Origin of the sequence: Haloarchaeobius amylolyticus (assembly GCF_026616195.1) — an archaeon.
Classification (GTDB): domain Archaea; phylum Halobacteriota; class Halobacteria; order Halobacteriales; family Natrialbaceae; genus Haloarchaeobius; species Haloarchaeobius amylolyticus.
On the sequence record NZ_JANHDH010000002.1, the window covers coordinates 1,043,193 to 1,063,525 of the forward strand.

The following is a 20,333-nucleotide window of genomic DNA, read 5'->3' on the forward strand; positions in this document are numbered from 1 at the left end:
CCTAGGATGGTCCATGCAGACAGACGGTATCCACCACGTCACCGCGGTCGCCAGCGACCCCCAGCGGAACGTGGACTTCTACACCGAGGTCCTCGGGCTGCGGCTGGTCAAGCGGACCGTGAACTTCGACGACACGTCGACGTACCACCTCTACTACGGCGACGAGACGGGCACGCCGGGGACCATCCTGACGTTCTTCCCCTTCGACGGCGGCCAGCAGGGCCAGCCCGGGAAGGGACAGGCGACGGCCACCGCGTTCGCCATCCCCGAAGGCGCGGTCGACTACTGGCTCGACCGGTTCGCGACGCTGGACGTCGACCACGACGAGCCCCTGTCGCGCTTCGACGAGACGGTCGTCCCCTTCCGCGACCACGACGGCCAGCCGATGGAACTCGTCGCGACCGACACCGACGACGCCACCGACCTCGAGCCCTGGACCGAGAGCCCGGTCCCTGCCGAGTACGCCATCCGCGGGTTCCACGGTGTCACCCTGCACTCGATGGACCCAGACGTGACCGGGTCGGTCCTCGAGACCCTCGGCTACGAGCGCGCCGCCGAGAGCGACGACCGGGTCCGCTACCGCGTCGGCGGCGACCGCGCCAGCGTCGTCGACGTCTTCCGTGGCGTCGGCGGCCGCGGGGTCCCCGGCGCGGGCACGGTCCACCACGTCGCCTTCCGGGTGCCCGACGACGCGGCACAGGAGGCCATCGCGGCCGACCTCGACGAGATCGGCCTGTACGTCACCGAGCAGAAGGACCGCAACTACTTCCGGTCCATCTACTTCCGCGAGCCCGGCGGGGTGCTGTTCGAGGTCGCCACCGACGACCCCGGGTTCACCGTCGACGAACCGGCCGAGACCCTGGGGACCGAACTCAGGCTCCCGGCGTGGCTCGAGGACGACCGCGAGCAACTGGAGGCGAGCCTGCCCTCGCTCTCCGCCCCGGAGGTGACGAGCGAGTGAGTTCCGGCGTCCACCAGGACCAGCCACTCGCCAGCGCGGGCGCCCCACTCGCGGTCGCCGACGGCGCGGTGGTCATGTGCCACGGCCGCGGCGCGAGCGCCCGCAGCATGCTCGCGATGGCCGACGAGTTCCTCGAACACGGCGTCGCGTTCCTCGCTCCGCAGGCCCAGCGCGGCACCTGGTACCCGAACTCGTTCATGGCCCCCATCGAGTCGAACGAGCCCTACCTCACCTCGGCGCTGCAGGCCGTCGAGGACGCCGTCGAGACGGCGAGAGAGGCGGGCATCCCGTACGACCGCATCGCACTCATGGGCTTCTCGCAGGGGGCCTGCCTCGCCAGCGAGTACGTCGCCCGGAACGCCCGGCGCTACGGCGGCCTGATGGCGCTCTCGGGCGGGGTCATCGGACCCGAGGGCACGCCCCGCGACTACGAGGGGTCGCTCGAGGGGACGCCGGTGTTCCTCGGGTGCAGCGACGTGGACCCGCACATCCCACTCGAACGGGTCGAAGAGACGACGCAGGTGTTCGAGCGCCTCGATGCCGACGTGACCGAGCGCATCTACCAGGGGATGGGCCACACGGTCAACGAAGACGAGATCGAGCACGTCCGCGACATCGTCGCGGGGCTGGTCGACAGCGACGGCGACGACGGTGAGGACGGTTCGGACGGCCCGAAGGCAGCCGACGAGGGTGAGAACTGAGTGACTGGACACGACGACGAGTCCCGGCCGGAGACCGGGACGGCGGACGGGCCGCCGCCGGTCACCGGGCTCCACCACGTCTCCGCGCTCTCGGGTGACCCCCAGACAGTCGTCGACTTCTTCGCCGACGTGCTCGGCCTGCGCCTCGTCAAGCGCACCGTGAACTACGAGGACCAGTTCGCCCACCACGTCTACTTCGGTGACGGGGCCGGGAGCCTCGGTTCCCTGCTCACGCTGTTCCCGTCCAACGCCGGCCCCGACGGGCGGGTCGGGCCGCCTCAGCCCGGTGCCACCGCGCTGGCGGTGCCCCCGGACTCGCTCGACTACTGGGGCGGTCGGCTCGCCGACCACGGTGTCGAGGTGACCCGGTTCTCGCGCTTCGACGAGCAGGGCCTCGCGTTCGAGGCTCCCGACGGGCTCCCGCTGGAACTCGTCGGTGTGCCGAGCGCGAGCGTAGCCGAGGCCGCGGTCTGGGATGCCGGGCCGGTCCCGGCCGAGCACGCGATTCGGGGCCTCCACGGGACGACGTTGCTCTCACCCGCGCCCTACCAGACCGCCCGCGTCCTCGAACACTTCGGGTACGACCTCGCGGGCGAGACCGACGACCGGGTTCGCTACCGGGCGTCCGGGGAGCGCGCGACCGTGGTCGACCTGTCGCTCCGGGGAGCCGGCGACGGCGCGCCGGGCGGGTTCGGCCGTGACGGGAAGGGGACCGTCCACCACGTCGCCTTCAGCGTGCCAGACCGCGACGCCGTGCTGGCGTGGCACCGCCGGCTGCGCGACCTCGGGCTGGAGCCGACCCGCGTCAAGGACCGGACGTACTTCCAGTCGCTGTACGTCCGCGAACCGGGCGGCATCCGGTTCGAACTGGCCTCCGCCGGGCCGGGCCTGACGGTCGACGAACCCGAGAGCGACCTCGGCGGCTCCCTCCAGCTCCCCCGCTGGGTCGAGGACGACCGCGACGAGATCGAGAAGCGGCTGCCGCCGGTCGAGTGGCCGGACCGCTGACCGTACCAGGGTTCGCCGGGTCGACCACGAGACCGGATTCGATGCCCGAACCAGATTGCCCTAATATACGAGTCCGCAATGGTCCAGTATGCAACGGCGGACCTTCCTCACCTCGGCGGCCGCGGTCGGGAGCATCGGCGGCCTCGCGGGCTGCCTGGGCTCTGTCGGACTCGGCGACGACACCCCGAACGTCGCCCTCCCCGACCCGGACCGCCCCTACGAGAGCAGCGACGTGGCGTTCCCCGCGTGGGGCCAGGAGATTCCCGACGTGACGCTCACGGCCCCCATCGCCGACCGCGAGGTCGCCCTGCGCGAGGTCGACCAGCCCGCGCTGCTCACGTTCTTCTACAGCCACTGCAAGACCGTCTGTCCCCTCCTCATCTCCGCCATGCGGAACGTGCACGTCCACGCCAGGAACGAGGGCTACGCCGACGCGGTGTCGTTCCTCCCGGTGACCTTCGACCCGGAACGAGACGACGCTGCCCGCCTGCAGACCTACAGCGAGAAGATGAACGTCGACACCGCGACGGGGAACTGGCACTACCTCCGTCCCGCCTCGACGGCCCGCGCGAAGGCGGTCGTCGAGGACCAGTTCGGCGTCGGCTTCCAGCGGACCGAACCCGAGGACATGGACATGTACATGTTCGCCCACTCCTCGCTCACCCTGCTCGTCAACGCCGACGGCTACGTCGAGCGCGCCTACACCGCGAAGTCGCCCGACGAGGATGTCATCATCGACGACCTCGCGACGGTGAGAGCGGCGTGAGACGACGGCAAGCCCTCGCGGCTATCGCCAGCGCCGGCCTGGCCGGTGGCGGCCTCTGGGTCGCACAGCACGGCCTCCCGGGAGGCAGTGACGGAGCGAGCCTCCCCGTCCGCGTCGAGACCCTCGACGCGCCGGGCTCGTCGGCCGGCGAGGCACTCGTCCCGACCCCCGGGACGGTCACGGTCGTCGACCTCTTCGCGACGTGGTGTGCCCCCTGCAAGAAGCAACTGGACGTCCTGAACGCGGTCCGCGGCGAATACGACGACGTCTCCTTCGTCTCGGTGACCAACGAACGCGTCGGCGACTCGTTCACCCGTGCCGACATCGCCGACTGGTGGCGCCGCCACGACGGCCACTGGACCGTCGGCCTCGAACCCGGCGGTGAGATACTGAAAGCCTTCGGCGCGACCGGCCTCCCCCACGTCGCCATCGCAGACAGCGATGGCAGGCTGGTCTTCGAACACGGCGGCCTCCTTGAGGCAGCGACGCTTCGCTCACAGCTCGCCGAGGTGGTGTGAGTGCTGTTCGTTAGGATGTGAAGCGTCACGCGGACAAGTGGGCGCTGGAGGGTTCGGCCCTACGGCCACCCAGCGACGGCCTCACCGCGCCTGACGACGCGACCGTGCAGGCGGGTCCGACGCCACGTTCGGTCGGCGAGCCCAGCAGTTGCGACCCCGAAGAAGTACCCCTCGCGAGGGGACTGGGACGGCACCGGATTCGACGTCTCAGTCGTCGACCCGAATACCACGGGAACCGTACAGCGAGTACAGTATCGTGACCATCCCGAGCAGTGCGATGGCCGTCTGGATTGTGCTTGCGAGGAAGATGTCGACGTTCACCACCTCGAACAGCAGGCCCTCGATACCGCTGGCTAAGCTGATGAGCCCGAACCCGACCGCGAGATACAACATCGGTTCGCTGCCGTGGTCTCGATACCCGGTGTAGGCTCGGTACGCGATGAACGTCCCGATGAAGATGACGAGAAGTTTCCCGGCGACGAGCGGTTCGTGCATCAGCGATCACCTCGGATGCGCTCCCAGATTCGCGCGAAGCGCTCGGCGACGTCTTCGTTCGGTTCCACGTGCGTCCTTACGCCGTCGCCGTCGATGTCGACGCCGACGTGTGTAATCGTTGCCTGGTACATTTTGTGGTGGTCTCCCGACATGTCGACGCGAAGACGCTCGTCGATCAATCCATCTCCCTCGAGTTGTTCCAGTCGTCGATAGATCGTCGATAGCGAGACGTCGACGTGATCCGCGAGCTCGTTGGCCGACCGTGGTTGGTCGCTCGTCCGCGACAGGATTGTCCGCGTGGTGTCGTCTGCCAGTGCTCTGAACAGGGCGTTCTCGTTCAGGTCCCAATCATCACGGGGGAACGATTCGTCCACGACGCTCCTACGAAAGATTACGACCCACTTAAACACCCTCACTATTGAGCGAATCCCAAACTGGATTTGCAAGGGGTGTGAACGCGCTCAGGGCTCTATTATCACGGTGGCTCGATGTTCACCTGTGATGAGCTCGAAACGATCACTCCTGGCGATCGCGTTGGCCAGCATGCTGCTACTCAGTGGTATCGGAACCGTCTCTGCCCACAGTTGGCAGACGACGGTAACGCAAGGAGAGATGGAACTCGGTGTGAGCAGTTCGCCTGAACAGCCCGTCGCGGGGATGCAGGCCGAATTCTCCGCCCGTATCATGGACGCGAACCCCGAAGGAGATGCGGACCGACTGGACTGGGGTGGCGTTACGAACCGCACCGTGGAAGTCCACATCCGCGGCCCTGACGGCTATCACGACCACGTGAAAGTCGAGATTCCCGAGGACGAAGCGCATTTCCACTGGACGTACATGTTCCCGGAAGCCGGGAACTACACCATCGCCGTCGTGACGGAGATCGAAGGGAACGAGTACGCGTTCGAATTCCAGCGGACCGTCCAGCTCCTCCCGGCGAAAGCGACCGGTGAGGAGGTCGAGCACATGTCCGAAGAACTGCACACTGTAAAGAAGGGCGTGGACTCGACCAACAGTGAAGTCAAGGATGTCAACAAGAAGGTCGACAAACTTCAAACGCAGGTGACCGAACTCAACGAACAGATCGATTCCCTCGAGAAGAAGCTCGACGCCCAGGAAGAGGCGAAGAGTCAAGACGATGCCGCCAACGCTCAGCTCCCCGGGATGGGCGTCGTCGCAGCGCTGACGGCACTCGCAGGTATCGGTGCCTTCGCCCTCGGCCGACGAACCTAGTCACTGAATCACGACCTTCCCACAGAGAGTACTCATGATCCCCAACCAGTCGTCCCGTCGTCGGTTCGTCGCGAGCGTTGGATCCGCCGCGTTCGTCGCCATCGCCGGCTGCGGGGCCCAACAATCCGAGCCAGCGGAGACGACCGCTCGCGAGACGACTACGACAGTGCAGTCAGAGACGGCCGCGTCGCCCGATACCGAGACGACTGCTCCGGCCACGACCGCCGAATCGACGGCAGCGGACTCGGCTGGGCCCGTCGTTCGGATGATAACGGACAACGATGGATCGTACTTCGACCCGAAGGGACTCCTCGTCGAACCAGGGACGACCGTTCGGTTCGTGAACGACTCCGGGAGCCACTCGACGGTTGCCTACCATCCCGACAACGGCGACCAGCCACTTCGCATCCCGGAGGGGGCGACGCCGTGGCAGTCGAAAGCGTACTCGAGCACCGACGCGGTGTTTGAGCACACGTTCGAGACCGAAGGGGTGTACGACTACTACTGCACTCCACACGAGATGCTCGGGATGGTCGGCCGTATCGTCGTCGGTGAACCACAGGGCGGTCCTGCAACGACTGCGCCGACAGATCTACCGCCGGCGGCAAAGGAGTCGTTCCCGTCGATCGACGACATCCTCGAGAAGCAGCGTATAGCCGGGCCCTGACGCGCCCATTATATCCAGAGAGAACGACTGGCGACATCCGACGCTCGGCTCTGCCCTCCTCACTTCGTCCGCCCGTGGAGAGCGAGCAGACCGGACAGGACGTTCTCGCGTCGTGACCGCTGGCTGCCCCGGCGAGACCCCGACGAGCACCGCCCGACACCGCGAAGCCCTGACCATACTACTTGTATTTTGGGGACTTATCTGGCCTGCTGGAAACGAACGTGCGGTTAAACGGTTCCAGGAGAGATCTCCTCGTATGGTCGGGACTATCTTGGCGCAAATCGGTGTCGAAGCACCTGCAGGCTGCCCGCTCGCACGAGCGTCCGCCGATATCGACTCGACCGTCGAGCACGTCGCTCAGACCAGGACCGATGCGACCGGCGATACAGTCACAGAAGAGTTCGCGACCGATGCCGACATCTCGATTGATCACCCCGACGTCAAGCAGGTCTTCGAGACCGACGGTCGGCGAGTCTATCGGTTCGACCGCACCACCGATTGCCCCTGCGTCTGTGCCTGCACGGAACGCCACGGCTGCCCAGTGTTCGACGTTCACGCCAGCGACGGTATCCTCTACCTCACCATCCACGCTCTCGACGTCGACACCGTTCAGGCCGTCGTCGACGACCTCCACGACCAGTACGAAGACATTCACGTCCACAATCTCACAGCCAGTGGTGAGTACGACACCAGCGACCCGGTACTCGTAGATCGCGACGCGCTCACTGACCGCCAACGAGAGGTCCTCGAAACCTGCCACGAGATGGGCTATTTCGATCACGATGACGGTGCGAACGCCACTGCAGTCGCTCGAGAGCTCGATATCGCGACCTCTACCTTCCGTGAACACCTGAACGCGGCCCAGCGCAAACTTCTCGACGCTGTGCTCGGTCCCTGAACCGAATACTCACACGCACACGATTCACTCGTCACGTCCGTTCCTCAGAGAATCATGGGCGCTGCAGGATTTGAACCCGCGACAACTTGGTCCGAAGCCAAGCACTCTGTCCAGACTGAGCTAAGCGCCCAAGCAACCAATGCTACTCGTCTGCCCTTTTTAACTCCCGCGATTTCCACCGAAACGAGGTGTGGTCACTGGAACTCGACGTCGATGACGGTGACCCGGACGACGACAGACTGGGCGTCACAGGTGTAGGCACCGTCGCCGTCGGGGTCCTCCCAGCCGGACGCGTCCTCGAAGTAGCGGGTCCAGGCCTGGTCGAAACTGGTCGTGGGCACGTCCACGGTGACGTTGTCGGCGGTGACCGAACTCCCCCGGGAGATGTTGGGATAGAGGACGCTCGTCGAGTTCTCGCGGCTGATGATCTCCGCGTTGACCTCGCCCCCGATGGCGTTGCTCTCGCCGTTGAGGACGACGATGGAGACCACGGCCTGGTCGGACGAGTCCGAGCAGACGAACGAGGGCTCTTCGAGCATGACGCTGGCGGAGCCGTCCTTCCGGAAGACGGCGCCGTTCTCGTAGGCGACGTCGGTGTTCTCGAAGGAGTACTGGAGCGACCCGGTCGTCTCGGTGGCGACGGTCCAGGTGGTCCCGTTCGAGAGCCCGACCTCGACGGTCATCTGTGACTGCTCTTCCACCTGAAGGGTGCCTTCACTGAGTTGAATCGCGCCGGAGCGGCCGGGTGCTGCCCCGGACTGGATGTCGTCGAGGCTCACCGAGAGTGCCTGAAAGGCACGGGCCGCGTTGGTCTTCTGCTCGCCCTCCTGGAACTCGCCGAGGCTGCTGAACCCGATGCCGTAGACCACGCCGACGGAGGTGATGATGATGGAGAAGACGATGACGAACGCCAGCACGTCGCTGACCGCGCGTCGGTCCCCGTCAGTTCTCATGCTCGCACCTCCACGCTGGGAAGTCCCGGCGGCTGGAGCTTCGGGTTCGCCGGCTCGCTCGCGAGTTTGATGTCCGACCCGTCGTAGACGATGTAGATGTCACCGCCCGAGACCCGTGTCTCGGTAACCGTGGTCGAGGTGTTGAACGGGACGTACACCGTCGTATCGGTAGACGTGGCGTTCAACACGAGACACGGGTTCGAGTACACCGCACAGACAGACCCCGGTTTGAGGTGGACGGTGTAGGTCGACCCCGAGACCGACGAGGGATGGACGGACCGGACGCTCATCGTCGAACTGGTGCCGTCGGCCGCGCGGTCGACGCTCGCGATGTCGGTCGCCATCCGGTTGCCGATGGTCCGCATCTCGTCGCGGGCCGCGTCCGCGCGTTCGTCCTGCAGGAGGCCACTGGCGCCCACGAGCAGCCCGGTGATGAGAATGGTCGTGATACCGATGGTGAGCACGTGCGTGACGGCTATCGAGACGCCGCGGTCGTCGGAGAGGGGGAGGTTCGGGGTCATCGTGAGGTGTTGTACGCTGGTTCTGACTGGAACGTTTCGCGGTACGAGATGGTTGGGGTGTCGTACTCGACCGTGACGCCGGCACGCCAGACGATATCGGTATAGTACTGGCCGGAGCCGGGCGTGCCAGTGGCTTCCTGGTACTGCGCGGACGAGACGAACTCGCCGGGTTCGCTGAGGACGAACGAGTAGGTCCCCGACGCGTTCTCCGAGTCACGGAACCAGATGTCGTAGCCCTCGGAACCGGTCTCGTAGTCGATACCGTCGGTGAAGTTGAACGTACACGAGGTCCCTTCGACCGTCCCCTCGGAGACGTCGACCTCGAACGTCGACCCGACCGCCATGTCGTTGCACGCAGACGTCGGTGATTCCATCTGGTCATACCAGTTGCCGGGAGCAGAACCCGACCCGTGGGCGACCGCGAGGTCGATACCGGCCCCGCTATCGTTGTAGATGCGGACGACGCGCCACTCCTCGGCGCCGGTCTCGTTGGTTCCCTTGACCGCGATGTGGAACGAGTCGGTCGCCTGGTTCGACAGCTGTGACCGGGTAAGGTCCATCTCGAACCGGACGATCTCGGAGGGCGTGCTGTCGGTCAGGTGCCAGTTGTCGCTCCCGGTGTCGTCCGGGTCGTCGTAGAAGTCCGACGTGTTCGTCTGGAACACCCGGACGCCGTACTTGGTGTTGCTCTGGTTGTAGTTAATGTCGACGAGCGCTGCGGAATCCTGGGCATAGGACTCCTGCAACAGGGTACTGTAGTTCGATGCGTTCTGCGAGAGGAGCGTGTCCCGGCCCGCCCTGTCCATGTTTCCCTCGTTCACGTATCGGGCTATCTGACCCATCGTGTCTGCACTCACGCGTTCGACAGCCTCGGAGTCGTCCACCGCGATACCACTGCCCGTGCTGTCGACGTTCTCCGTGAACAGCACCGTATTGAACACGACCACGATGCCGAGGATGATGAACGCGATGGCGACCGCGCCGACCAGCACCAACTGTGCCCGCGACCGGGGGCCGTCGTCGAGGCCTACCATATGACGATGCGCACCTCCACGACGTTGTACACCGGGCTGTTCGGTGCGGCGTCCCTGATGGGGAACTCGCTCTTGCTGGTCTCCCAGAGCTCCGGACAGCCGGGTTGACATCCCTGTCCGGTCAGCGTCTGGTTGTCGTACAGCGTCACCGTGTAGGTCGCCACGATGGCGGACTCGGTCGGGACGCCACGGTAGACCATCCGCTCGGACCGGGTGATCGTCGGGTCCGAGGGGTGGCGGTAGGAGACGATGATATTGTACTCGCGGCCCTGTTCGCCGAACGTCTGGTTCAGCATCGCACCGAACTGTGTCCCGTCCGCGTCACAGGTCGTTATATTGGGTGGTGGGTCGGGCCCGTAGCCGATGCGTTCGTCGATGGCACCCGCGAAAGTGTCTTCGCTCGAGGTGCCGTTCCAGTGCCGTATCTGGCACGAGAGCGACTCCTCCTGGGCGCTGATGGTGAGGACGTCGTCCGCCTCGACCCGCAGCTGTTCCTGTACGTCACGACTCACCTTCCCGGAGGTCGTCGGCATGATGACGACAGACTGGAGGGCGAAGAGGACGGCCGCGAGGACGAGGACCGACCCGATGAACCCTTCCAGCGTGTACGCCTGTGCGCGTTCGTCCTGTCTCATGATTACCACACCTTCACCACGACGAAACACTGCACGTCACAGCGGTCGCCGGTGAGGACGACGACGCGTGACGTGGACGCTGCCGGTGTCTGTCCCTCGTAGTCGGTCCCGGCAGTCAGGTTGCCGGACCCGTCAGCCAGGACCTCTCTCGTCCCGTTGTCGTAGACGTTGACGATGGTGATGTTGACGTCGGCAGTACTTCGCAGCCCGAAGTGGTCCTGGAGCGCGGACTCGTTGTTCGTACTCGCCAGGAAGCTCTCGAGCTGGGTGTAGTTCAGCGTTCGGGGCTCGCCGTCGACGTGGTTCTCCTCGATGAGCGTCGCGGCGACCCGGTCGGACTTCGCCGTGATGTCGTCGCCGAGGGGCGAGCCGAAGGGCGTCAGCAGGCTCGGGAGGAACCCGAAGGTGAACCCGACCGTCAGCAGGAAGATGCTGATGCCGATGGCGAAGTCCTGGGTCGTCTGGGCGCGGTCGTCGCCGCACTCGATAGTTGTTCCCACCGATTTCATCGTTCTCACGCGACCGCCGCCCACACCACCAGTGCGATCGTCATCAGGATGAGCACGAACTTGAGGCCGCTGAGGATGTCGGCGTCCCGGATGTAGCCCGCGATGAGCCCGGAGAGCAACGCCTGCATCGTCACCGCGTGGAAGAACAGCAACGAGAGCAGGTTCGTGTTGACGTTGCCCCCGAAGCTGGGGCCGCCGGCGCCCGCCGCACCGCCGCCACCGCCCGAGCTCGCGTCGGTCAGGCCCGTCAGCACGTCGAGGAACTGCGTCTTCAGGATGGCCATGACCGCGAGCAGGGTGAGGTAGGTCATGATGATGATGACCACCTGCATCCGGGTGCGGGACTTGCGTTCGCGCTCGATGTCGTCCTGGTTCTCCGAGGCCTGTGCCGCCGTCGTCAGCACGTCCGTGATCTGGCTGGAGGCCTCCTGTGCCTTCGAGATGAGCTTGACCGTGCGCGCCAGCCGGGGGATGTGGTACTTGTTGTTGAACTCGACCAGCGCGTGCTTGAGGCTCATCCCGTAGTTGACCTTCGCGTGCATGGTCTCGAACTCGGTCGCCAGTTTCCCGCTGGTCGTGTCCGAGACGGTCCGCAGGGACTCCAGCAGCGTCTGCCCGGTGTCGTTCGCGCTGGAGAGCTTCCGGAGGTTGTCAGAGATGTTCGAGATGACGCCCTTGCGCGAGCGGACGTTCCACTCTCGGAAGACGGTCAGGGGCAGGAACATCATGTAGACCGGCAGGTAGACGTACATGAACGTCCCCCAGACGGGGTTTTCGACCAGCCCGCCCCAGGACGTTGGGATGGCCCCCGACACCATCGCGACCACCAGCAACACCAGCACCGCCGGCACGGTCAGTGCCAGCGTGTACAGGGGGTTGTCGCGGAAGAAGATGTGCGGGGCCCTGAGGACCTGGATGGTCTCGTAGGTGCCCTCGCGGTTCTTGATGCGGTCGAAGACGCTGTACTCGCCCGTGAACTGCTCGATGAGGCCGAGGTCGAGGAGGCCGGCGCCCTGCTGGACGCTCAGCCGGTCGTCGGCGTCGTCGGGCAGGAGGTAGCCGTCACCGGGTTCGTCCTCCTTGACCGTCGAGACCAGCACCAGGAACCCGGCGCCGGTCAGGGGGATGAGGCCGTAGACGGTCCCGAACAGCATGTTCACCTGCGCCTCGCCCAGCATCCGCATGATGACCAGGATGATGATGAGCAAGAGCGGGAACAGCGAGAGCGTCATGTACATCTCGCCGAACAGCTCCAAGGTCTCGAGGGTCATCTCCTGTTGCTGCTTGGCGGTCCGCATGTGCTTCTCCTTCTTGTCGTAGAGGAAGCCCTCCATGTCACCGCCGGAGTTGACGATGGAGAGCATGTCGGTGAGGAACTGCGAGAGCTCGTTACTGGGCGTCTCCATCGCCTGGTTCCGGATGGCGGTCCGGTAGTCGGTGTCGAAGTACTCGGTCTCCTGGACGATGGACTGGAACTCCTTGGACACCTCGCCGTAGGTGTCCTCCGCCCGGGCCATCGCCTCGAGGATCTCGAGCTGGTTCAGGCCACCGACCGAGAGCGCGTACATGAACGAGACGGCGTCGGTCAGGAGCATGTCGATCTCGCGTTTCCGGGTCGACGCCCGCGAGTACGGCACCGCGACCAGCGCGCCGAACCCCATCGCGAAGCCGATGGAACCCAGGAACAGCCCCGTTATCAGGATGAGTGCGGGGACCTTGATCGCCTGGATGATGGCGACCAGCGTCGGGTTCGGGATGGTCGCCCCGAGCAGGCTCTCGGTCTGGATGAGGCCGGTCGCGAAGATGAAGTAGCCGATGAGCGTCCCGAGGAGCCACAGCATCCCGCCGGTGAGGACGCCGATGGCGAGCGACCGGGAGAGGTACATCTCGACCGTGTCGGCCATCCGGGCCTGTGCCAGTTTCGACTCCACGTCGGCGACGAAGTCCGAGTCCTCGCTGAACAGCCGCTCGTACAGCGGGTAGAACATGTCGCCGAGCGAATCAGACGACGTGCTGAACCCCGACCCGCCTGTGTCACCACGCGTCTGCAGACTCATTCCTCATCACCGTCGAACACGTCGCCGTCGGCCGGCTGGTCCGTCTCGTCGTCGTCGGCATCCGCCTCGTCGCCGACGGTGGCGTCGTCCTCGGCGTCCTCGCCGAAGATGCTGCCGCCGTCGTCCTCGGCGGGCTCCTCGTCCGCCGGCTCGCTGAACACCGAGCCGCCGTCGTCGGCGTCCTCGCCGAAGATGGACCCGTCCTCGGCGTCGTCCGCCACGTCGCTCGTCGCGTCGGGGTCTTCGGTCGTCTCCGGGTCAGCAGCGTCGTCGCCGGCTGCGTCGTCGCCGGCTGCGTCGTCGCTGGCCGCGTCGGCTGGCGCATCGTCCTCGAAAACCGAGCCGTCTTCGTCGCCCGCCGGTTCGTCGCTTTCGCCGAACATCCCGCCGTCGTCTTCGGGTTCGGGGTCGTCACCGTCGTCGCTGAAGACGCTGCCACCGTCCTCGTCGCCGAAGATGGACCCGACGTCGTCCTCGTCGCCGAAGAACGGCTCGTCGTCGTCACCGAAGAACGACCCCTCGTCCGCAGGGGCGCTGTCGGTGTCGAACATGGACTCCGTGCCCGTGTCCTCGACCTCGCCGAAGATCGGGCCGGGGTCCTCCTCGCCATCGAAGTCGGCGCTGGTTCCCGCGTCATCGTCCGACTCGGCTTCGTCGAGGAAGCCCTCGCCCGCATCGGAACCGTCTGCGGCGTCGGTGCTATCGGCGCTGTCGGTCGTCGGCTCGTCCGCACCACTGTCCTCGTTCTCGATCTGGGCAGCCGCCGCCTCGAGGTCGAGCGTTATCTCCTCCGTCTCGGCCGAGTCGTCCGCCGCGGGTGGCTCCGGCTCGTCCGTCGTCTCGGGGAGCGTCTCCTCCTCACCCGGGTCGGCACTCGCCGCTTCGGCGGTGCTCGCGTCGGCCGTGGCCTCGCCCGACTCGAGCTGTGGCGTGTCATCGGGTGCGGGGTCCGTGTCCTCGCTGGTGCTCGCGTCCGCGGCGGTCTCGCCTGCGTCGTCGCCGAAGCCGCCGAAGCCGCCGTCGTCGTCGCCGAAGTCGAAGCCACCACCGTCGTCGTTGAGCCACGACGGGCCGTCTTCGATGTCCTCGCCGTCGCCGGAGAAGGAGAAGTCGTCCTCCTCGTCGTCGTCGCCACCCAGCATGAACGACCCGTCGTCGCCGAAGTCGAACTCGTCGTCGCTGTCGGGTTCGACCGCCGGCTCGGACTCGCCATCCATGCCCGACCCCGAGAGCGCGGAGTCGATGCCGAGGCCGCTGAGTTGCTTGCCGCGGTAGTCGTCGAACAGCGACTCCTCGGCGCGTTCGAGGATGTCCTGCGAGAGGTTGTACGTCTCGTCGTTCGCGTCCGGACGCGGGACGAGTTCCTCGTCCTCCGGGTCGACGTCGATCTCGACGGACTCCATCTCGCGCAGGTCCTCGAGGCTCTCCTCCAGTTTCCCGTTCGCGATGAGGGTGAGGATGGTGTCCGGGTCGTTGATGTACGCCTGGACCGTCGCGGCGACCTTGACGTACTCGTTGAGGCCGTTCTTGATGAGGTACGCGAGGATGACCCGGCGCTTGAACAGCTCGTCCTGGAGCTTCTCGTAGCTCCACCCGCGGTCGAACTGGATCTCGTCCAGCGTGTTCGAGTCCCCCATCTTGAGGTACTCGTCCGTCTCGGCCTGCCACTGGTAGACGTCCTGGACGTTGATCTCGTCGTTCTCCGCGTCGTAGTGGTTGATCTCGGTGAGGTTCTTGTTCCGGCGGACCTTGTTGCCCTGGACCCGCGTCTGGGTCTGGATGGAGACGAGGTCCAGCGCGGTGAACATCGTCTTCGAGACGTTGATGGGGTCCGTCGTGAAGCGCTTCAGGACCTCACCGACGGAGTCCGCGTGGAACGTGGTGTAGGTGGTGTGACCCGTGGACATGACCTGGAACAGCGTCCGGCCCTCCTCACCACGGATCTCACCCATCACGATGTAGTCGGGACGTTGGCGCAGTGCAGCCTCCAGCAGGTCGAACTCGTCGACGTCACCCTGTGAGTCCTCGCTGAAGGAGGGACGGGTGACGCTCGCGATCCAGTTCCGCTGGGGCAACTCGACCTCGCGCGTGTCCTCGATGGAGACGATCTTCGTGTTCGAGGGGATGAACAGCGAGACCGCGTTCAGGCTCGTCGTCTTCCCGGACGCCGTGCCCCCGGCGAAGATGAGCGACTTGTGGTTCTCGATGCAGAGCCAGAGGAACGCCATCTCGTCCAGCGAGAACGTGTTCCAGTTGATGAGGTCGATGGGCGTGAACGGGACGTCCTTGAACTGACGGATAGTGTAGTTGGTCCCGTGGTCGGACACCTCCTTCCCGAGGGTCAACTGGGCACGGGAGCCGTCCGGGAGGGTCGCGTCGACCTGTGGACGACGCTTCGAGATGCCCTTCCCGGAACGCTGGGCGAGTTTCACGACGAAGTCGTCGAGTTCGCGCTTCCCGTGGTAGATGTTGGAGATGATCTGCTCGTAGCCGGAGTGGTAGACGAACACCGGCGAGTTGTACCCGTCACACGAGATGTCCTCCACGTTGATGTCGTGCTTGATGGGGTCGATCCGTTCGTACCCGATGAAGTTCCGTTTCAGGTAGTACAGGAGTTTCTCGACCTGGTACTCGTTGAGCTGGTCGGCGTCGTCGTCGATGACGGCCGGCTCCGGCCGGGCCTCGATGCCGTCGAGCTGGACCTCCTCGGGTTCGGCCTCCTCGGCCTCGTCGTCGTCGCCGTCGCCGGTGTCGAACAGGTCGCGGATCTGCTCGACGATGCCCTTGTCGCTGCCACCCGACCGGTCGACCTTCTTGAACAGGTCGTACCGGCGGAGCAGTCGCTTCGTCTCGCGGTCGATGACCGCCCGGCGGGCGTCCTCGTCGCCCTCGACCGTGATCTCGTCCTCGGAGTACTTGATCGCGGTCCGGAGCTTGCCGGACATGAACTCCTGGAGGTCGTCCTCGATCTGGTTGCGGTAGGGTTCGACCGCGTAGTACTTCTTCTCGTTCTCCTTCTCGGAGTGGAAGACGATGACGAAGGCGTAGGGTTTGTTGACCCAGTATCGCTCGACCTCGCGGAAGTGGAGCTTCTTCTCCATCGGGACCGCCTTCTCGAGGTCGTAGCGGTTCGCGACGGTCGTGTTCCCGGCGTCGGTCGAGAAGAAATCGTCCTCCTCCTCGTGGGTGATGTTGACCGTCCGGTCGTCGACGATGCTCTTGAGCTCCTGAGCGAAGTCGTCGCCCTGGCTCAGGATGCCCTCGACCTCCTCGGGTTCGAAGCCGAGGTACTCGGATTCGTCGAGTTCGACCTTGTTCCCGTCGCTGTCGTGGGGGATCGAGCCGTCGTCCTCGTAGTGGTACTGCCACTTGAAGTGCTCCCAGGTCCACTCGTCCTTGACGACCGGGGTCGTCTCGGGGTCGCAGTACTCCGAGAAGTGCTGCCAGACCCACTTCCCGTTCGAGGCCGCCTGGTCCGTGATGACGTCGGCGAGCTCGTCGGGGTGGAATCCCAGGTACACCTCGGGGTCGAAGTCGACGCGGTCCCAGTCGTCACCGTGTGGTGCCGTCTGTACCTCGCCCTCGCTGTTGCCGAGGCCCAGTCGCTGTGAGTCGTCGGTCGTCTGTCGGGTAACACCAGAATAGAGCGTGGAGACGTCGTCCTCGTACCCGAACTCCTCCATGAATTCCCGCCAGGTATAGTCGCCCACTCTGGTGTCGGAGCCCGTCGTCGGCCCGTCGGGCGGGCTCTCTTCCGACAGGGAGGCCGAATCGTCAGTCCCCTCGAACTGGTTCGACTCGGTTCCGTCGGCGTCGTTAACAGCCATTGACTACCCCTTTTCCTCGGCAGTCAAAAAACCTTCCACAGATTATCACCTATGAGAATCAGAAGATAACCAGTCACTGGTCTGAGTAATGTGGCGTTAGAACCGGAGCCGTCCATGGATTTTCTGACGATACACGTCGGTCACACACAACCTGATTTCGTTACAGAACTGGTTAAATCATATCCCTCTAACACGAATCTCGGGTCGGATAGGTAGAATTAAACAGGGTTCTCACGCCGGGCTCGCGGCCAAAAACGCTTTACTGCTCGACTTTCACCTCGCTCCACTGAAACCCACCTCGAGGCACCCCGGATTCCGTCGCCCTCTGGGGGCGAGAATCCCCCACGACTCCGGGGCCGATACGGTCGTCGTGTTACCATTCGTGATTTTCCGGTTCGCTGGAACGCACTCACGTGCGCAGTGTATACCGGAGGCGTGCTTCGTGTTACACCCCGCCCGATTCGCTATCCTTGCCCCATGCATCTGGACAGTATCTGGGCAGGGCAGAACCCGACCGGGCCGAGAGCTGCCCCCTGCGCTGCACGCGGCTTTTCGAGTTCGACCCCGCGCCCACAAGTCACTCTGTCCGTGAAGGAGTGGTTTGGTCCCAACGTCTCCTCGTCACGAAACAGGGCGTGACGGGGGTCCCGGGAGCCCGCGACCGGGACCCAGGAACGCCCGTGAAGGAGTGAAACGACTGAACGGGCGTGACGGGGTTCGAACCCGCGATCAGGGGGTTAGGAACCTCCTGCCCTATCCACTAGGCCACACGCCCACGCCGGCGAAAAACGAGTCGCGGAAGTCCCCGCGGATCAGTTCGAGTCGGACGTCGACTCGGTGTCGGAGACCGTGTCGGTGTCAGAGACCGTCTCCGTCTCGGAGACCGTCTCCGTGGTGGTGTCGGCGGAGCTGTCGAGGGACGTGTCGACGTCGGCCGTCGCGCCGTCGCGCATCTCCTGCAGTTCCTGTTCGACTTCTTCCCGCCCTTTCTGGAATTCGCCCATCGCCTCACCGGTCGAGCGTGCGATCTTCGGGATCTTGTTCGCACCGAAGAGCAGCACGACGATGAGGAAGATGACGATCATCTCGGGACCGCCGAGGCCGCCTCCGATGAACAGTGGTGTGATTTCGAGTGCCATCTCTATGCGTGGCTTACCCGCTGGCAATTATAACCTTTTTGCTCGTCCGTGTCACACCGACCCAGCGGAACGTGGTTCCTCGCCGGATTCCGGCCTGCTCGTCCCGTAGCGCAACCCACTTGTCGGTGGTATTCCAATCCGCACCTGTCATGGTAGACGTAGGCGACGACGCTCCCGACTTCACCGCACCGCTCGCAAACGGCGACGTTGACTCCTTCACGCTCTCGGAGCACCTCGACGAGGCGCCGCTCGTGCTGGCGTTCTTCCCCGGCGCGTTCACCGGCGTCTGCACGACGGAGATGTGCACGTTCCAGGACCAGCTCGCCGGCTTCGAGGACGTCGGCGCCACGGTCTACGGCGTCTCCGTCGACTCGCCGTTCTCGCTGAACGAGTTCCGTGAGAAGAACGGGCTCGAGTTCGGGCTCGTCAGCGACTTCAACAAGGAGATCATCGACGACTACGGCGTCCGCATGGACTTCGAGGATCTCGGCGTCTACGGCGTCGCCAAGCGCTCCGTCTTCGTCGTGAACGAGGACGGCGAGGTCACGTGGTCCTGGGTCAGCGACGACCCCGGCGTCGAGCCGGACTACGAGGCCGTCAAGGAAGCCGCCGCCGCAGCCGAGTAAATCGACCCACGCGAAGGCTTTTTTAGCCAGCCGGCGACGGTTCGTGTATGAGCGATACCGACGAGTCCGGCGTCGAAGGCCGTGTGTACTCGCCCGGGGACGAGCACGCCTTCGCCGACGAGAAGCTGAACAAGGTCCTCGAGTTCGTCGAGAACGACCCCGAGATCCAGACGTATCTCGACGCCCAGAACGTCAACGCCGTCACGCGCAAGGGCTACAACGACCACGGCTCGAAACACATCTCTATCGTCCGCAACCGTGCGCTCTGCCTGTACGACCTGCTGAAGCGCGCCGGCATCGACTTCAACGGGGCGCGCGACCAGGGTCTCGCCGAGGAGGACGAACCCGTCATCGTCGCGCTCGCGGCCACGCTACACGACATCGGGCACATCGTCCACCGCGACGACCACTCCTACTACTCTATCCCCCTGGCCTCCGACGAGCTCGACCGCATCCTGCCGGAGTTCTACAACAAACCCGACTGCGTCCGCGTGAAGGGCGAGGTCCTCCACGCCATCCTCTGTCACCACACCGCCGAGCAGCCGCTCACCCGCGAGGCCGGCGTGGTTCGCGTCGCCGACGCGCTCGACATGGAGTCCGGGCGCTCGCGCATCCCCTACGAGAAGGGTGGCCGTGGCATCAACACGCTCTCCAGTCAGGCCATCAAGAACGTCTCGCTGCAGGAGGGCGAGGAGTACCCCGTCCTCGTCGAGATCGAGATGACCAGCGCGGCCGGCGTCTACCAGGTCGACAACCTCCTCAAGGCGAAACTCCGCGACTCGATGCTCGAGGACCTCGTCCGCATCGTCGCCCTGAAGTCCGGCGACGAGGGCGACGACCTCGTCGAGCGCATCGAACTCTAGGGACGGGCTGGTTCTACCTGCGATGCGTTCCACGCCGATGACGTGCCCTACTTGAGTCTCCGGTCCATAGCCGGTGTATGGCTGATTCGGACCGCGAGTGGCCGGACCCCCCGACGAGCCGACAGACCGATATCTATCGGGTCGGCGTCCGCGTCGGCTGCTCGCTGGTCGTCGCGGTCGTCCTCGTCGCGGCGTTCTGGGACTACCTCGTCACGGCCCTCCCGCTGTTCTGGCCGCCGCAGGACCCGTTCTCGCGCTGGTTGACGTTCATCATGCTGCAGGCGCTCGGGTTCGTGTTCCTGCCGCTCAGCATCGGGTCGTTCGTCGGTGACCGCCTCTACGACCGGTTCTACTGACGGCTGGCGTGCAGCGTGACCTGTCCCGACTCGTCGCGCTCGACGAGGTCGCGGTCTTCGAGCGTCGAGAGGACCGAAAAGAGCGTGAGTTTGCGTAAGCCGAGCGCCTCCTGCAGTTGTGCGGTCGTGGCTGCCCCGGTCGTCCGCAGGTAGAGACAGACCAACTTCGCCGTCGGTGAGCCGGCGGCCTTGACGGCTGTCGACCCGCTTCGGTCCGCGCTTCGTGTCGCACTCATGGTATCCAACCGACTGTATTCGACGATAATAAAACTCGGGTTCGACGAAAGTCGAAAATCGGTCGGCGGTGGTGTGCGGGTTCAGCAGCGGCGTACCGGACGCTACGGAGAAGCCACTCGAAGACGAGTAAAACGGGAGAAAACGGGAGAACGCAAGAATTGCAGCGGATTCGACTACCGACGAGGGACCGGTTCCCCGTCTTAGCCGAGGATGTAGTCGAGCCTGGGGTACTTCTCGATGAGCTTCTCGCCACCGAGTTCGTAGTTCTCGATGAACGTGTCCAGGCCGAGGATCCGGCCCGCCCCGAAGGCGGCGACGGCCAGGAACAC

The 20,333-nt window shown here is 65.0% G+C and carries 22 protein-coding genes, 2 tRNA genes and 1 pseudogene; 11 read left to right on the top strand and 14 right to left on the bottom strand.

Going from position 1 to position 20,333, the window contains the following annotated elements:
• Positions 1-13 precede the first annotated feature (13 nt).
• From NOV86_RS17750 to NOV86_RS17770, 5 genes are all read left to right on the top strand, one after another.
• Positions 14-961, top strand: a complete 948-nt coding sequence (locus NOV86_RS17750; protein ID WP_267643091.1) for a ring-cleaving dioxygenase — start codon at positions 14-16, stop codon at positions 959-961.
• Positions 958-1,662: an alpha/beta hydrolase gene (locus NOV86_RS17755; RefSeq protein ID WP_267643092.1), complete on the top strand. Its 705-nt coding sequence runs from the start codon at positions 958-960 to the stop codon at positions 1,660-1,662. Before NOV86_RS17750 ends, NOV86_RS17755 begins: the two co-directional genes overlap by 4 nt.
• Positions 1,663-2,670, top strand: a complete 1,008-nt coding sequence (locus NOV86_RS23250; RefSeq protein WP_267643093.1) for a VOC family protein — start codon at positions 1,663-1,665, stop codon at positions 2,668-2,670.
• A gap of 88 nt (positions 2,671-2,758) precedes the next feature.
• Positions 2,759-3,436 carry an SCO family protein gene (locus NOV86_RS17765; protein ID WP_267643094.1) on the top strand — a complete coding sequence of 226 codons (678 nt, stop codon included), beginning with the start codon at positions 2,759-2,761 and terminating at the stop codon, positions 3,434-3,436.
• On the top strand, positions 3,433-3,954 hold the full coding sequence (locus NOV86_RS17770; protein ID WP_267643095.1) for a TlpA family protein disulfide reductase: 522 nt from the start codon (positions 3,433-3,435) through the stop codon (positions 3,952-3,954). The genes NOV86_RS17765 and NOV86_RS17770 overlap by 4 nt, the downstream gene beginning before the upstream one ends.
• Positions 3,955-4,161: 207 nt before the next feature.
• Here NOV86_RS17770 and NOV86_RS17775 read toward each other — a convergent pair whose 3' ends face one another.
• Together NOV86_RS17775 and NOV86_RS17780 are read right to left on the bottom strand one after the other, a co-directional pair.
• Positions 4,162-4,449, bottom strand: a complete 288-nt coding sequence (locus NOV86_RS17775; protein WP_267643096.1) for a DUF7521 family protein — start codon at positions 4,447-4,449, stop codon at positions 4,162-4,164.
• Positions 4,449-4,823: an ArsR/SmtB family transcription factor gene (locus NOV86_RS17780; RefSeq protein WP_267643097.1), complete on the bottom strand. Its 375-nt coding sequence runs from the start codon at positions 4,821-4,823 to the stop codon at positions 4,449-4,451. The genes NOV86_RS17775 and NOV86_RS17780 overlap by 1 nt, the downstream gene beginning before the upstream one ends.
• Positions 4,824-4,950: 127 nt before the next feature.
• Between NOV86_RS17780 and NOV86_RS17785 the strand changes: the two genes are divergently transcribed.
• The 3 genes from NOV86_RS17785 to NOV86_RS17795 all read left to right on the top strand — a co-directional run bounded on the left by NOV86_RS17785 (position 4,951) and on the right by NOV86_RS17795 (position 7,247).
• A complete protein-coding gene (locus NOV86_RS17785; RefSeq protein ID WP_267643098.1) occupies positions 4,951-5,682 on the top strand; it encodes a hypothetical protein in 732 nt (243 codons plus the stop codon).
• 265 nt (positions 5,683-5,947) lie between these two features.
• Positions 5,948-6,349 carry a plastocyanin/azurin family copper-binding protein gene (locus NOV86_RS17790; RefSeq protein WP_267643099.1) on the top strand — a complete coding sequence of 134 codons (402 nt, stop codon included), beginning with the start codon at positions 5,948-5,950 and terminating at the stop codon, positions 6,347-6,349.
• Positions 6,350-6,605: 256 nt separating this feature from the next.
• Positions 6,606-7,247: a helix-turn-helix domain-containing protein gene (locus NOV86_RS17795; RefSeq protein WP_267643100.1), complete on the top strand. Its 642-nt coding sequence runs from the start codon at positions 6,606-6,608 to the stop codon at positions 7,245-7,247.
• Between the two features lie 55 nt (positions 7,248-7,302).
• On the opposite strand, the gene NOV86_RS17800 is transcribed toward NOV86_RS17795, so the two are convergent.
• From NOV86_RS17800 to NOV86_RS17845, 10 genes are all read right to left on the bottom strand, one after another.
• Positions 7,303-7,377, bottom strand: a tRNA-Arg gene (locus NOV86_RS17800).
• A gap of 64 nt (positions 7,378-7,441) precedes the next feature.
• Positions 7,442-8,200 carry a DUF7289 family protein gene (locus tag NOV86_RS17805; protein WP_267643101.1) on the bottom strand — a complete coding sequence of 253 codons (759 nt, stop codon included), beginning with the start codon at positions 8,198-8,200 and terminating at the stop codon, positions 7,442-7,444.
• Positions 8,197-8,721 (bottom strand): DUF7266 family protein, encoded by a 525-nt coding sequence (locus NOV86_RS17810; RefSeq protein WP_267643102.1) that lies wholly within the window; start codon positions 8,719-8,721, stop codon positions 8,197-8,199. Before NOV86_RS17810 ends, NOV86_RS17805 begins: the two co-directional genes overlap by 4 nt.
• Entirely contained in the window at positions 8,718-9,755 is a 1,038-nt protein-coding gene (locus NOV86_RS17815) for a DUF7261 family protein (protein ID WP_267643103.1), read from the bottom strand. The genes NOV86_RS17810 and NOV86_RS17815 overlap by 4 nt, the downstream gene beginning before the upstream one ends.
• Complete coding sequence (locus tag NOV86_RS17820; protein ID WP_267643104.1) at positions 9,749-10,390, bottom strand: DUF7288 family protein; 642 nt, start codon at positions 10,388-10,390, stop codon at positions 9,749-9,751. The genes NOV86_RS17815 and NOV86_RS17820 overlap by 7 nt, the downstream gene beginning before the upstream one ends.
• 2 nt (positions 10,391-10,392) lie before the next feature.
• Positions 10,393-10,890, bottom strand: a complete 498-nt coding sequence (locus tag NOV86_RS17825; RefSeq protein ID WP_267643105.1) for a DUF7287 family protein — start codon at positions 10,888-10,890, stop codon at positions 10,393-10,395.
• Between the two features lie 14 nt (positions 10,891-10,904).
• Positions 10,905-12,956 carry a type II secretion system F family protein gene (locus NOV86_RS17830; RefSeq protein WP_267643106.1) on the bottom strand — a complete coding sequence of 684 codons (2,052 nt, stop codon included), beginning with the start codon at positions 12,954-12,956 and terminating at the stop codon, positions 10,905-10,907.
• Positions 12,953-16,783 carry an ATPase, T2SS/T4P/T4SS family gene (locus tag NOV86_RS23255; protein WP_368408783.1) on the bottom strand — a complete coding sequence of 1,277 codons (3,831 nt, stop codon included), beginning with the start codon at positions 16,781-16,783 and terminating at the stop codon, positions 12,953-12,955. Before NOV86_RS23255 ends, NOV86_RS17830 begins: the two co-directional genes overlap by 4 nt.
• A gap of 702 nt (positions 16,784-17,485) precedes the next feature.
• A tRNA-Arg gene (locus NOV86_RS17840) sits at positions 17,486-17,558 on the bottom strand.
• A 37-nt stretch (positions 17,559-17,595) separates the two neighbouring features.
• Entirely contained in the window at positions 17,596-17,922 is a 327-nt protein-coding gene (locus NOV86_RS17845) for a twin-arginine translocase TatA/TatE family subunit (RefSeq protein ID WP_267643107.1), read from the bottom strand.
• A gap of 149 nt (positions 17,923-18,071) precedes the next feature.
• On the opposite strand from NOV86_RS17845, the gene NOV86_RS17850 reads away from it, so the two are divergent.
• The 3 genes from NOV86_RS17850 to NOV86_RS17860 all read left to right on the top strand — a co-directional run bounded on the left by NOV86_RS17850 (position 18,072) and on the right by NOV86_RS17860 (position 19,767).
• Positions 18,072-18,548, top strand: a complete 477-nt coding sequence (locus NOV86_RS17850; RefSeq protein ID WP_267643108.1) for a redoxin domain-containing protein — start codon at positions 18,072-18,074, stop codon at positions 18,546-18,548.
• Positions 18,549-18,595: 47 nt separating this feature from the next.
• Positions 18,596-19,411, top strand: coding sequence for an HD domain-containing protein (locus tag NOV86_RS17855; protein WP_267643109.1), 816 nt, complete (start codon positions 18,596-18,598; stop codon positions 19,409-19,411).
• Positions 19,412-19,488: 77 nt separating this feature from the next.
• Positions 19,489-19,767: a hypothetical protein gene (locus NOV86_RS17860; protein WP_267643110.1), complete on the top strand. Its 279-nt coding sequence runs from the start codon at positions 19,489-19,491 to the stop codon at positions 19,765-19,767.
• Here the strand turns inward: NOV86_RS17860 and NOV86_RS17865 are convergent.
• Positions 19,761-20,003, bottom strand: coding sequence for a MarR family transcriptional regulator (locus tag NOV86_RS17865; RefSeq protein WP_267643111.1), 243 nt, complete (start codon positions 20,001-20,003; stop codon positions 19,761-19,763). The two genes, NOV86_RS17860 and NOV86_RS17865, sit on opposite strands and share 7 nt — an antisense overlap.
• Positions 20,004-20,204: 201 nt before the next feature.
• Positions 20,205-20,333 (bottom strand): annotated as a pseudogene (locus tag NOV86_RS17870) (DoxX family protein); the annotation flags it as partial.